The organism is Mycobacterium sp. 1245111.1 (assembly GCF_001673405.1).
Lineage (GTDB): Bacteria > Actinomycetota > Actinomycetes > Mycobacteriales > Mycobacteriaceae > Mycobacterium.
Genome location: NZ_LZLV01000018.1, coordinates 46,960 through 59,469 on the forward strand (window position 1 = coordinate 46,960; position 12,510 = coordinate 59,469).

Consider the following 12,510-nt stretch of genomic DNA (forward strand, 5'->3'; position numbering starts at 1 on the left):
GCTATTCGGCGGCCAGTGTAAAGGTCCAGTCCAAGGTCACGAACGGTTCGTCGACCGTGGTCCCGTCGGGGGTCTGACCGGGTTCGTGCCACACAAAGTCAGCCATCAGCGAATCCTGGTCGGCGAAAACGGCGTCGTGCCCGATGTACGGGTCGTCCCGCCGGAACAGTTGAGTGATCAGCGGCCGGTAGCCCTCCGCTTTAAACCAGAAGTGCACGTGCTGCGGTCGGACCGGCGAACGATTCGCCGCGCGGAGGATTTCGCCGCACGGCCCGTCGGTGGGCACGGGGTAGTAGCGCGGTGTGATGGACCGATACCAAAACCGACCGTCGTCAGTGGTGGTCAGCAGCGCCCGCATGGCGAACTGGTCGCGCGGCTTCTCAGTCCGCTGAACGTCGTAGAAGCCCTCGCCGTCGCTGTGCCAGGTGTCGACCTTCGCGCCGGCGACAGGGGTGCCGTCTTCGTCGACGACCCGGCCTGTGACGAACATCGGCCTGCCGCCGACGCCTTCGGAGATGTCATCACCGTTGGCGGCGCTCGGCCGCCCCTCAACATAGAACGGACCGAGCAGTGCCGAGTCGGTCGTCGACGCTCCGCTGCGCTGGTTGATCTTGTCCAGCAGCATGCTCAACCCCAGGATGTCGGAGAGCAAAACGAACTCCTGCCGCGCCGGGCTGGAGATCTTGCCGGTGCGTTCGAGGAAATCCATTGCAGTGAACCATTCGTCGCCGGTCAGTCGAACCTCACGTGCGAAGTCGTGCAGATGCTGGACCAGGCAATCGAACACCTCGCGGAATCGCGGGTCGGTGGAGTTCGCGAAGGACTGTCGCACCGCGGCGGTGAGCGTCTGCTCGGTCAAGTTGGATGACATCGGTGTGCCTCGCTTTGTCAGGGCCGGATCACGACGCGGCCGGCGGTGTGGTCGGCCACGGCCTGATAGGCCGCGACTGCGTCGTCGAGCGGGTAGGTGGCGGAGATCGGAAGCGGGCGGAACTCCCCCGACGCGAAGTAGGGCGCCATCTGCTCGAGGCGGCGCGCCGAATCGACGATCGTCAGCTTTCCGCTATCGACGCCGAGGATGCGAGATTCGTTGCGGTACAAGTCGCGAACGTTGACCTCGACGACGGGCGATCCGATCGCGCTGATCACCACGAGCCTGCCCCGGCGGGCCAGCGCGGCCAGCGCCGCGGGCGTCGTCGCGCCGCCGACCGCGTCGTACACGACGTCCGCTTTGATGTCGCCGGCCATGTCATAGGTGACGAATTCGTCGATCACGGCAGCCGCGGGAGTGTCGCCTTCGGGTGATCGCCTCCCCACACCAATGACTTTGGCGCCGAGCGTGTGCGCGATCTGCGCGACCGCTCCCCCGACACCGCCCGTCACTCCGAAGACGGCGACGGTTTCGCCGACCGCCAGTTGCGCCGTTTGCACCAGCCCGTACCACGCGGTGACGAAGTTGACGCCGACCGTAGCGGCTTCGTCGAAACTGAGTCGTTCGGGCTTTCGAGCCAGGGCTGCGGCGGGAACCGAGATCAATTCGGCGTGTGACCCGTCGCGATTGAAGCCGGTGTCTCCCCCGGTTCCCCAGACCGCCACGCCTTCCCATTCCGGTGGGCCGCCGACGACCACACCCGCGAAATCACGTCCAGGTGTGCGCGGCAGGATCGTCCAATCCATAGCGCCGCCAATGTTTTTCACATCGGACGGGTTGATGGATGCAGCCTCGACGCGAACGACCGCTTCGGCCGTCGTCGCGCACGGATCGGGAACGTCCTCGACCCGCAACACACCGAGGTCGCCGAACTCGTGGAAACGCAGCGCCCGCATGCGTCAGTCGTCGACCGGTGCCGGCGCCCCGACCTTGCGACGGGCCGCTCCCCACAGTCCGGTGCCGACGCCGACGACGGCGCCGCCCAGCCCGATCAATTGCTGCGACCGCTTCATCTCGTGGTGGACGCTCATGCCGCCCAGCAGATCGGCGGCGTCAGCGCCGGCGGAAGCGAGAAACCAGCCGCGGGTATTGCTGCCGCGCAATGCCGACGCGGCCAACAATCCGCCGATCAACGCGTCACGGTAACCCATTGAGCGCAGTAATAACTGCGCGGTCGGCGACGGTCTATCCCTGTCGCCCCACAGCCGGTTCGCCCGCAAAGGGTCGACGAGAAACGAGATACCGGAGGCTAGTCTGATTGTGCCCACGGCCAGCGCCGCACGGTCGATAGTCATGAGATACGAGCCTAGATGCTCGCCGAGCGTCGAGTTGTCGCGTTGTTATCGTGCGATGTTCCCATCGTGTCGACGTTCGTGCCCGCAGCGGGATGTCAGAATTCAGGTCATGATCGAAACGTCCCCGCCAGCCTCAGCACCACGGTTCGAGCCGGATGAGGGCTGGGTGCCCGCCGACGAGCGAAGGTTCGGGCTGGACCGGCGCACGCTGCGCCCGACCCTGGCCGTCTTCGCCCTGGTCGTCTTGATGTCGGTGGTCTTGCCGGTGATCAACGCGTCGGTCCCGTACCACGACATCGTCCGGCCCGGCGACGTCATGCAGATCGACGGCGACGTGACCTTCGTTCCCGAGGCCGGTTGGGGTATCACGTCCGGTGTGCGCGCCGGCCACGCCCCGATCTCGGGGCAGTATCCCGCCTCGGCCACCGTCGAAGACGGTGCGCTGAAGTTCACGCTGCGCACCGGACAGTTCCACGGCGACGCGGACCAACTGCTCGATCAGATCGAGACCACCTCAGAAGCGCTGAACCAAGGGCGCGGCGTGCACATCACCGGCGCGCCTGCCACCATCGTCACTTCGCAGGGCAAGCAGGGCGCAACCGTGCGAGTCACCGGACCGCACACCGGAGGCCTGATCGCCGCGTTCGTGTTCGACGGCCGAGGAGTCGAAGCGGTGGCGACCGGTCCGACCGACGCCGGCACCGACCGGAGCGCCGCGGTGTTGCGGATGATCGACAGCATCAACAAGCCCAAGCAGGAACAGCGATGACGACTCTGGCCCAACTCGATCGGACGCGCGACGCCGCGCTGGACCTTTCCGGCTGGGGCCGACGGTTCGTGTTCTACCAACCGCGCAACTTCGCGTTCTGGGGCTACTTGACGCTGGTCGGAATCGGTGTGCTGACGTTCTTTTCGACGCTGGCCCGTGAATACAACGCCTACGGCGAAGCGATCGGGCTGGCGGTGACGTCATTCGCCATCTACGCGGCGCTGTTCTGGTGGTTCACCGATCGGATCGACCACTACGCCAAACTGCCGCACAAACTGATGGTCGTCGCGTTCCTGTGGGGTGGCTTCGCAGCCACCGGCGCGATGGCCGCCAATGCCAATGACGCGATGCTGGCCCTGTACGGCAAGAACTTCGGCCAGGTGTGGGCACTCAACTGGGGTGCCGGGCTGGCCGCGCCGTTCACCGAGGAACTGGCCAAGGGTTCGGGACTGTTGTTGCTCATCGCCCTGGCGCAGCGACACGTGCGGACCGCGTTCGACGGGTTCATCCTCGGCGCGTTCATCGGCCTGGGATTCCAGATTGTCGAGGACATCACCTACGCCATGACGTCGGCCGGTACTCAGTTTGGCGCCAACCAAATTGGGGCCTCGGTCGGCACGATCATTCTTCGGATGCTCACCGGGGTGGCCGCTCATATTCTGTACAGCGCCATCTTCTGCGCGGGTGTGGTCTATCTCTTCGGCCGTCCGGCGGAACCGCGCAAGGTCGGCCGTGGCCTGATCCTGATCGCGATACCGATGCTGCTGCATGGGACCTGGGATTCGGTGGCCACCATCGCCGGCCAAAACTCGCTAGCGCTGATCGGTCTGCTGATCGGCACGATCATCGTCGCGCTGATCGTCGTTGCGCGGGTATACAAGTTGACTGTCGCAAGAGAACGCGGCTTCGTCCGTGACGTGATGGCCCCCGAGCAGGCCCGCGAGATCATCACCCCGCTGGAGCTCGACGCGATGGCCGGTAATCGCAAGGCCCGCAAGGCGTATCGCAAGGCTGGCCGCAATCGGCAGGAACGCCGGCGAGCGCGCTACATCCTCAACGCCGGGTACGCGCTCGCCGACGAGTTGGCCGCCGCCCGCGGCGCCGACACCGACCGGGTGCGTTTCGCACGCTCGGAGGTCGCCCGCATCCGGGCGGGCATCCCCTCGCCGTGGTGACGCTATCTGATAACTGAGTCGTCGGGCACCCGGGGCGATTCCTCGGGGGTCCAGGCGAACGGCTGGCCAGGCTGACCGGGAAACAGGTAATCGATGAAAGCCGCTGCGGTGGGCTGTGGTTCGTGGTTGGCCAGGCCCGGCCGCTCGTTGGCCTCGATGAACGCGTACTCCTCGCCGGTGACATCGGGGACGAGCAGATCGATGCCGGTCACTGGGATACCGATCGCCTCGGCAGCAGCGACCGCGACCTTGCACAGCTCGGGATTCACCTCGGGCGTGACATCGTGGATCGTGCCGCCCTGATGCAGGTTGGCGGTGTGGCGCACGCGCAGCCGATTACCTTGGGGCAGAACGTCGTCCAGCTGCCATCCGGCTTCGTTGACCGTCGACTCGGTGATGGCGTCGAGCGGAATCTTGGACTCGCCACCGGTGGCCGCCGAGCGCCGTCGACTCTCGGCCACGATCAAATCCCGCACGGTGTGCTTGCCGGTGCCGATGACCTCCGGCGGCAGCCGGAGGGCCGCGGCGACGACGCGGCCGTCGATCACCACCAGTCGAAGGTCGTCGCCGGTAATCCGCTGCTCGATCAGCACCTCGGGATACTGCTCGCGCGCCCGCGCCAGCGCCGCGGTGAGGTCGTCGGGTCCGTTCTCAGCCGTCACGCCGACCGTGATGCCCTTGCCCTGTTCACCTCGAGTGGGTTTGACGACAACTTCCCCGACATCTTTCAGAAAGGCGAAGTCGTCCTCGTCGAACGTTGCCAGCCGAGCGCGCGGTACGGTGATACCCGCGTCCGACACCAGCCGGCGGGTCAACCTCTTGTCGTCGCAACGGCACATCGCGATAGCCGAGGTGAACTCCGACAGCGACTCTCGGGTGACGACGCTGCGACCGCCGTGGGTGAGGCGCATTTCGCCGGTTTCGGCGTCGAGTACCTCCACCCAGATGCCGCGACGCAATGCCTCGTCGGCGATGATCCGCGCGTAGGGATTCAGATCGTCGACCGTCTCCGGCGGCGGGCTGAACAGCGGTTGGTTGATCGCATTCTTTCGCTTGATCACCAGTACCGGGACGCGGCGAAAGCCCAGCTTCTCATAGAGTCGGATCGCCGCCGAATTGTCGTGGGTAACAGACAGATCCATGTACGCACGGCCTGCACGACGGAAGTGTGAGGCCAACTTCTTGGTCAGCGCGATGCCGATGCCGGGTATCCCCGCAGCTGGATCGACGGCCAACGTCCACAAACTCGAGCCCTGCTCGGGGTCGTTGAACAGTAGTTGGTGGTCGACGCCGGTCACCGTGCCGACCACGGCACCGTCGTCGTCGCGTACCGCGAGCAGGTACGTGACGGCCGGCTGGTTCAGGTTGTTGTCCCAGATCGTGTCGACCGGCGAGGGAACCATCCCGCAGCGGACGAATACGCGATTCATCGAGTCGGCGTCGGACGAGTCGTCGAGCGGGCGAACGGTGACACCCACCGGGGAGGGAGCGGTGTCGTCCTCCTCCGACTCGTCACCGAACCGCAGTCGATACGTGTGACTGGGGTCGATGAACAGCTCGGAAGGCGCTCCGGCAACCACGATTTGGGGTTCGCGCGCATAGATGCAGATATCACGCCGCCCGGGCGCCTCCCGTCGAAGTGCATCGGCCAACTTACCGGCGTCGGCATATGTCTGGCCGAAAATGAGTTTGCCCCAACCCAATTCGAGCTCGACGTCCTTCGCCATGGCGTCCACCAGATCCGGCGGTGACGCGTCGTGCAGACCGAGCGTGATCGCCTCGGTGTGGTCCTTCGACGGACCGACGGAGGTCATGCGGCCGGCCCGGTCACACCATGACGTTGTAACCAGAGCTCAAGCAGCGCAATCTGCCACAGCTCATTTCCGCGAAGCGGGGTCAGGCGCCCGTTGGGGTCGGCCAGCAACGCGTCCACCGCTCCAGTATCGAACAATCCACGCTCCTTGGCGACCGGTGCGTAGAGAGCATCGCGGACCATGTCGAGGTACGGACCTTCGAGGTGGGTCAGCGCCGGCACCGGGAAGTAGCCCTTCGGTCGGTCGATCACCTCGGACGGAATCACCCGTCGCGCAGCCTCTTTCAGGACGCCCTTGCCGCCGTGAGCAATCTTCAACTCCGGCGGACAGGTGGCGGCCAACTCGACCAGTTCGTGGTCCAGGAACGGGACCCTGCCTTCGAGCCCCCAGGCCATCGTCATGTTGTCGACCCGCTTGACCGGATCGTCGACCAACATCACCATCGTGTCGAGCCGCAGCGCGCGGTCGATGCCCGTTTCGGCGCCGGCCCGCGCGAAATGCTCGGTGACGAAACGCAGGCTGGGATCGCCCGGTGCCAGGTAGCCCTCGGCCAGCAGGGCGGCCAGACCCGCCTCGTCACGATCGAAAAATGCGCCCCGATATTGCGCGACCGAGCCCTCGATGCTGGCGGCGGCGGGTTCACCCATCGGCGGGTACCAGTGATACCCAGCGAACACTTCGTCGGCGCCCTGGCCCGACTGCACCACCTTGACGTGCTTGGCGACTTCTTGGCTGAGCAGGTAGAAGGCGACACAGTCGTGGCTCACCATCGGCTCACTCATCGCACCGATCGCCCCGTCGAGTGCGGGCAGCATCCGCTCGGTGCCGATCCGGATCTGGTGGTGGTCGGTCTCGAAGCGCTTGGCCACAATGTCGGAGTACTGGAATTCGTCGCCTTTGATGTCGCCGGCGGACTCGAAGCCGATGGAGAACGTCGACAGCCCATGCTGCCCGGCCTCGGCGAGCAGTCCGACGATCAGACTCGAGTCGACCCCGCCGGAGAGCAGGCAGCCGACCGGGACATCGGCTACCAGTCGACGCTCGACCGCGGTGCGAAGCGACGACAACACGGCGTCTTCCCAGTCGCGCTCGGACCAGTCGGCGCGGTCGTCGCGCCGAGTGAAGTCGGGCAGCCAGTAGGTGGTGGCGACGCGACGCCCGTCCGGTTCGATGGCCAGCAGCGACCCGGGCGGGATCTTGCGCACGCCACGCAGGATGGTGGCCGGTGCCGGCACCACCGAGTGGAACGTCATGTAGTGGTGCAGCGCGTCGTGATCGATGCGGGTGTCCACACCGCCGCCGGCCAGCAACGCCGGTAGCGTCGACGCGAACCTGACCCGATGGCTGTCCTCGGTCACATACAGCGGTTTGATGCCCAGCCGGTCGCGACCGAGCAGCACTCGACCGCTGTCGCGTTCGACGATCGCGAAGGCGAACATGCCCATGAAGTGGCTGACGAAGTCGTCGCCCCAGCGGTGGTAGGCCTTAAGCAGAACCTCGGTGTCGCTGGTCGAGAAGAAGCGGTAGCCGTAACCCTGAAGCTCGGTGCGCAACTCTTTGTAGTTGTAGATGCAACCGTTCCAGGCGATCGTCAGGCCCAGGTCGGAATCAACCATGGGCTGCGCGCCGTGTTCGCTCAGATCGATGATTTTTAGACGACGATGACCAAGCGCGACTCGACCTTGTGACCAGACGCCGGCACCGTCGGGACCCCGCGGCGTCATGACGGCAGTCATTGCTGCCACCGCCGCTACGTCCGGCGCTCGCCCGTCGAGTCGCACCTCACCGGTGGCTCCACACACCTGAATAACCCTACAGAGGTCGATTTCGGTGCGCGCGGCGCTGACCCGACGAGGGGGTGCGCGCGCTTGCTGTCCGGCGTATTCGTTCCACGTAGTGACTCACTTTCTGTTCATCGCGTTGTCTTGACCACAGTCCCGGGGAAGGCGCTGAAGTTTCTCGGCGTCCTCGTTTTCCACCTGGAGGTAACGACGCCCGTTGGGGTCCGTGGCCACGTTGATCGCCGGCCCGTCGCCGCTGACGCTGTCCGGTGCCATGAACAGCTGCAGTTCACCGGAGTCGACGTACAACATGGCGTCGTCGTTGGATAGCTTCCACGGGTGGCCGTCGGTCGGCCAGCGCCCACCGACGAGCCTGATGCCTGAGCTGTTGCCGTCCTCGTCCTGGTGGACGGCCACGCTGCCGATCCACAACTTCGACGGCAGTGGGCGGAAGTACACGGCGAGGCGTTGACGGTTGAAATCCACATCGACCGGGATGCCGATGGGCGGCAGCGACGTGCCTTCGGGCCGATCGTTCAGCGACTGTTTCACCTGGCGCGATCCCAAGCCGACGCCGAACCAGTCGATTGTCAACACGGTGGTGAGGTACTGCACGATCGCCAGGGTCAGCAGGCCGCCAGCGCCGGCGGCGCCGATTCCGGCCGCCCCGGCGACCCACGTCACCGGCAGAGCGAGCAGTCCCACGGTGGCCACGGCGCCAGCCGCCGCCGCGACCTTGCCAGGCACGGTCAGGCTGAAGTCCGGGTTGACCTCAGCCTCGGGCGGATTCTGGGTCGGTCGCACCCCCACGGTTTTCGGGAGGGCGTCTAGCCGCTCGTGGACGCGTTTGACCTCCGCCTCGTAGTCCTCGGTGCTGAGCTGCCCGGCGCGCTTTTGTTCGCCGGCCGCCCGCAACGCCTGCTGGAGACTTTCAATGGTTTCCAGGTCGGCTCGCAGCGTCTCGTGACCGTCGGGGTCGCGCGGGATGTCGTCCAAGGTCATTTCGTAGGTGACATGGAACGTGGCATTGAAGTCGTAGAGCGTGGTCTCGGCGCTGACCGTACCGTCGACGACGAGCCGACCGTCCTGGGTTCGCGGGACGATGTCGGCGTCGAGTGCCTGTAGGCAGCGGTCCTGCCCGCCGATGGTGATGGTTTTCGGGCCGTTCAACAGGCATGGCACGTCGGCGTCGAAGTCGCTTTCATTCAGATCGAAGGTGTTCATCACGGTATCGCGTACCTGCCGCAGGATGCTCCACCCGGTGACCGCCAATCCCGTTTTCTCGTGCGGGTTTTCGGCCAGGATCGACGGAGGCAGCTCCTCACCGGACGGCAACTCCCGCACGGTTTGCAGCTGGATCACCATGGATTCGTTGGTCGACCCGTCGACGTCGAAACGCTGCACGACGGCGTCAAGTGCTTTGACGGTCGTGTCGTCACGCGATCCCGGGTCGACTTCCATGGGGGTCGGCATCAGGTCCATCACGCCGGCCTCCCCCATCTCGGCGAGCTTTGGGCGGACGGCGTCGGAGACCTGGGCGGCCAGCGAGTCGAGCACCCTAAGCCTGGCCTCGTCATCGGAAAGCGTTGGATGTTGCAGCTTTTCGAGGTTCACCATCAGCTCGCCGGCGATGCTGTGCGTGATCCAGTAGGCCTCGGCGTAGTCGAGTTGCCACGTGATGCGCGGGTCTTGGTCGGTGAAGGCGATGCTGCCGTCCACACGCCGCTCGATGTGCGCGCCGAACAACTGTGGCGCGTATTCGTGTTGGACCGGGGTCGCAAGCAGCACGGGCGCATCTTGAGCGTTGAGATCCAGCGCGATGGTTCGCTTGCCCGGCTCGGTTTCGCGTGACTCGAGCTGATCGTGGACGGTAAGCCGACCGAACAACGGGATCTCGTTGTACGGGATTTCGCGAGACTCGTTGGCGCGTGGCCCATCCGGGATCGTGATCGTTGCGGGCGGCAACGAGACGAGCGGTATGCAGGTGACCGAGTCGATGGTGATCTTCGAGTCGAAGATAGCTAGATCGATCGCGAAATGCCTTAGCGGATCGCGGGTTTCACCATCTGCTTCCTCTTGCCACAGTCGTTGCTGCGCATCGAAGACGAACCAGACGCGGTCCAGCGTGAGGTCGAGCTTGGCCGTTGCCGAGTAGCCGGGGCCGTCGACGGCTTCGGTGTACGTGTCGCCGCTGAACATGTCGACGGTCTGATCCTGGACGCGTTCGCGATGGATCTCGATGATCGTGTCGGGGCGCAGCATGCCGATCCTGTACCCAGAACACGCGGGGTTAGAACAGGCGATGCCGTTTGCTCAGTACGGTGGTCGAATGGAATCGCAGCGTCTCTTCGTGGCGACGTTTATGGCGATCACCTTTGCCTTGCTGGCGTTCCTTCTCGTCGCGATCGACTGGGCGGCTGCGAGCGGTCGGCTGCGGCGCAATCAATGGGTGGGGATTCGGACCCGGTCGACAATGCGCAGCGACCGGGCCTGGGTAGCCGGACACCGGGCCGCGCTGCGGTTGATGCCGCTGCACTTGTTGACCGGTGTCGGGCTGTTGCTGGCCGTTCTGAGCGCGCAAACCGTCGAGCGCGTTCACCTCATCGGAATCGGCGGCGCGGCAGTGTTTGTCGTGGTCGCGGTGATCACTGCCGTTGTGGCCGGCCGGGCCGCCAAGGCGGCGGAGGGTGAGCCAGGTTGAACTGGGAGTAGCCAATTCACACGGACGGTACATCTCAAGAATTCCCGGGTGCGCTACCCGGTAATACTTTGCGATCCGATCCCTCACCCACTCCAGAGGATTTGCATAAGCGTTGTATTCAGCTCTCGTGAGTGCGGCCAGCTCGGCCAAAGGTCGATCTGGGGTCTTCGAAAATCGGGAAAGGTACTGCCATTTATCGGCCCGGCGCCCGAATGGGTCAGGCGCATCCAGTGGCCCGATCATACAATTTGTTTCACCTCGCGGCTAGATTGGTAAATCTGAATCTTGCAGTCGTCCGAACGATAGAAAACGACCGTACGACTTCTGTCGAGAATCGGCGCGTCATGTGGGCTCGGAAACAGCCATGTGAACCGGCATCCGAACTTTCACCGCATTAAAAACGTGTAGTAATTACCAATTGCTTCCAGCGCCTTCGCGTTCAGGTCGGGATAGCGATCATGAATTACGGACTCGACGTAGTCGCCGGCTTCGTTCAGAGAAAGACGATCCCAATCAGGCTCGATCTGCATCGCTTCTCGCAATATCGACTTCACCCCCGCCAGGGCGCTGTCACTTGCCGACCCGTACTGTGCGTTGAACTCTTCGTCGTTCTTGCCCGGGTACCGTTTCAGATACAGGGCAATCGCGTCACTAAGACTGAAATCATCGCCGAGTGTCATCTGTACCTCACTTGCCTCTCTCAAAGATCGTGGTTGAATGCCCTGTATCGGGATCGATCTGGACGATCCGTGTTATATCTGGGTTTTCCATAAGACGAGGTATTTCAACAGTTTGCCAAACATTCCCAGGGCGCAGATTTGAGCCAACGATTGCTGTTACCTCGCCGTGCGCGTTCTCCGCGTAGGCGGCCGAAGCATCTTCCCAAAATTGCACCGACACTGGATCGTGACGGTTCCAAACCGGCAGCGGATTGATTCCTTTCTCCGCGAGGGTCATCTCTAGCGTCGTACCTCCGGAGCCGTGTGCTATCAGTTCAGCTATCCCAGAGCCGTCAGGACCAACTCCGATACCGTCGGCATTTCTACCTGACCAGTAGAAGGCAGTATTTGGCTCCGTGGCGGTTATACCTCGAAGCTGCTCATACGACGGCAGGCTGCCAGGCAGGTAGTGACCGTCACTGTCCATGGCGTACGGATCGACGTGGTGCTGCTCATCAGGCGTTGAATGCTCAGCCGGCACGTGCTCGTTACCGTCGCCCATGCCTCGCGACGTGTGGTCTGCGTAGAGAGGAGGCTCCGGCGGACCCGATCCCGCATGCCCGCCGCCAGGTGCGTCAAGCGGGCCCGATCCTCCATGCCCGCCGGATATCAGAGGTTCAGGCGGGCCAGACGGCACGTGGCTCGCGGGCGCATGAGCCTCGGCGGGGTTAGCAACGTGTCCCGCAGCGACCGGAACCTTCGCCGAGTCAGGAGCATGTCCCGCGGCCAATGGGACGTCTTCGGAAGCCGGTGCATGACCCCCCACTATCGGCGGGTCGGAATGCATTGGCCCTCCAGGCGGATCCGGTGGCGGATGTCCGGCTGGCGCAACGACTTCGGCGGGCTCCGACCATGGATTGCCCGCGGATCCCGCAGGTGCCGGAGCGTCGACCGGTCCCGAAGAATGGACACCCGCGGATAAGGGGCCGTCGGGCGGGCCCTGTGTATCAATGAAACCGGTTAGCGGATCGTCTACGGGAGCGGACGGGTGGAGGCCCTCGTGTGGCGGTGTCTCGAGCGGACTAGACGGTCCGAGAAGATCTGGCAGTAACCCCTCAGGCACACCCACCGGTGGATGCACGCCAGGTAGATCCCGAGCAATCGCACCGGCGGCGCTCGCTTCGCCTAGCTCGCCGATTCCGGCACCTTCGGGCCCGAACATCATCCCGGGAAGCGACAGGGCGCCGTCGGCGGCTTTTTCCCCGAGGTAGTAGGACGGGTTGTCGGTGAAGCTTTTGACTTCGCCGACGGCGTCGGCGATGGGGGCGACCGGGCCCAGCGTGAGGTACTCCTCGGCCTTTCCGGCTAGACCCTTGGCCATGCCA

Annotated in this window: 11 protein-coding genes; 3 read left to right on the forward strand and 8 right to left on the reverse strand. The window is 64.5% G+C overall.

All coding sequences use genetic code 11. The annotated features are described in order from the left end of the window. Position 1 precedes the first annotated feature (1 nt). The 3 genes from A5658_RS03740 to A5658_RS03750 are packed head-to-tail and all read right to left on the reverse strand — an operon-like array spanning position 2 to position 2,226. Complete coding sequence (locus A5658_RS03740; RefSeq protein WP_067331285.1) at positions 2–871, reverse strand: dioxygenase; 870 nt, start codon at positions 869–871, stop codon at positions 2–4. A gap of 17 nt (positions 872–888) precedes the next feature. Next, positions 889–1,827, reverse strand: coding sequence for a zinc-binding alcohol dehydrogenase family protein (locus A5658_RS03745; protein ID WP_067331287.1), 939 nt, complete (start codon positions 1,825–1,827; stop codon positions 889–891). A gap of 3 nt (positions 1,828–1,830) precedes the next feature. Continuing rightward, entirely contained in the window at positions 1,831–2,226 is a 396-nt protein-coding gene (locus A5658_RS03750; protein ID WP_067331289.1) for a DUF4267 domain-containing protein, read from the reverse strand. A gap of 109 nt (positions 2,227–2,335) precedes the next feature. Here A5658_RS03750 and A5658_RS03755 point away from each other — a divergent pair, with 109 nt between their 5' ends. Together A5658_RS03755 and A5658_RS03760 are read left to right on the forward strand one after the other, a co-directional pair. Next, positions 2,336–2,995, forward strand: coding sequence for a hypothetical protein (locus A5658_RS03755; RefSeq protein WP_067331291.1), 660 nt, complete (start codon positions 2,336–2,338; stop codon positions 2,993–2,995). Next, positions 2,992–4,170: a PrsW family intramembrane metalloprotease gene (locus A5658_RS03760; protein ID WP_067331294.1), complete on the forward strand. Its 1,179-nt coding sequence runs from the start codon at positions 2,992–2,994 to the stop codon at positions 4,168–4,170. The genes A5658_RS03755 and A5658_RS03760 overlap by 4 nt, the downstream gene beginning before the upstream one ends. Before the next feature lie 2 nt (positions 4,171–4,172). Here A5658_RS03760 and ngg read toward each other — a convergent pair whose 3' ends face one another. The 3 genes from ngg to A5658_RS03775 all read right to left on the reverse strand — a co-directional run bounded on the left by ngg (position 4,173) and on the right by A5658_RS03775 (position 10,027). Beyond that, the gene (gene ngg / locus A5658_RS03765; RefSeq protein WP_067331296.1) at positions 4,173–5,984 is read right to left on the reverse strand and encodes an N-acetylglutaminylglutamine synthetase; all 1,812 of its coding nucleotides are present in this window, start codon (positions 5,982–5,984) and stop codon (positions 4,173–4,175) included. After that, on the reverse strand, positions 5,981–7,786 hold the full coding sequence (locus tag A5658_RS03770) for an N-acetylglutaminylglutamine amidotransferase (protein WP_067331299.1): 1,806 nt from the start codon (positions 7,784–7,786) through the stop codon (positions 5,981–5,983). Before A5658_RS03770 ends, ngg begins: the two co-directional genes overlap by 4 nt. Positions 7,787–7,885: 99 nt before the next feature. Then, positions 7,886–10,027, reverse strand: a complete 2,142-nt coding sequence (locus tag A5658_RS03775) for a hypothetical protein (protein ID WP_067331301.1) — start codon at positions 10,025–10,027, stop codon at positions 7,886–7,888. A gap of 67 nt (positions 10,028–10,094) precedes the next feature. Between A5658_RS03775 and A5658_RS03780 the strand changes: the two genes are divergently transcribed. Next, entirely contained in the window at positions 10,095–10,466 is a 372-nt protein-coding gene (locus A5658_RS03780; RefSeq protein ID WP_067331319.1) for an SdpI family protein, read from the forward strand. 386 nt (positions 10,467–10,852) lie between these two features. Here the strand turns inward: A5658_RS03780 and A5658_RS03785 are convergent, their stop codons facing one another. Beyond that, the gene (locus A5658_RS03785) at positions 10,853–11,146 is read right to left on the reverse strand and encodes a hypothetical protein (protein ID WP_067331303.1); all 294 of its coding nucleotides are present in this window, start codon (positions 11,144–11,146) and stop codon (positions 10,853–10,855) included. 7 nt (positions 11,147–11,153) lie between these two features. Then, positions 11,154–11,687, reverse strand: a complete 534-nt coding sequence (locus A5658_RS27330) for a hypothetical protein (protein ID WP_231997202.1) — start codon at positions 11,685–11,687, stop codon at positions 11,154–11,156. Positions 11,688–12,510: the final 823 nt, after the last annotated feature.

Bases quoted from the DNA above. Each gene is read 5' to 3' on its own strand.
- A5658_RS03750 (WP_067331289.1), bottom strand. From the start codon at position 2,226: ATGACTATCGACCGTGCGGCGCTGGCCGTGGGCACAATCAGACTAGCC.
- A5658_RS03745 (WP_067331287.1), bottom strand. From the start codon at position 1,827: ATGCGGGCGCTGCGTTTCCACGAGTTCGGCGACCTCGGTGTGTTGCGG.
- A5658_RS03740 (WP_067331285.1), bottom strand. From the start codon at position 871: ATGTCATCCAACTTGACCGAGCAGACGCTCACCGCCGCGGTGCGACAG.
- A5658_RS03760 (WP_067331294.1), top strand. From the start codon at position 2,992: ATGACGACTCTGGCCCAACTCGATCGGACGCGCGACGCCGCGCTGGAC.
- ngg (WP_067331296.1), bottom strand. From the start codon at position 5,984: ATGACCTCCGTCGGTCCGTCGAAGGACCACACCGAGGCGATCACGCTC.
- A5658_RS27330 (WP_231997202.1), bottom strand. From the start codon at position 11,687: ATGGGCGACGGTAACGAGCACGTGCCGGCTGAGCATTCAACGCCTGAT.
- A5658_RS03775 (WP_067331301.1), bottom strand. From the start codon at position 10,027: ATGCTGCGCCCCGACACGATCATCGAGATCCATCGCGAACGCGTCCAG.
- A5658_RS03785 (WP_067331303.1), bottom strand. From the start codon at position 11,146: ATGACACTCGGCGATGATTTCAGTCTTAGTGACGCGATTGCCCTGTAT.
- A5658_RS03780 (WP_067331319.1), top strand. From the start codon at position 10,095: ATGGAATCGCAGCGTCTCTTCGTGGCGACGTTTATGGCGATCACCTTT.
- A5658_RS03755 (WP_067331291.1), top strand. From the start codon at position 2,336: ATGATCGAAACGTCCCCGCCAGCCTCAGCACCACGGTTCGAGCCGGAT.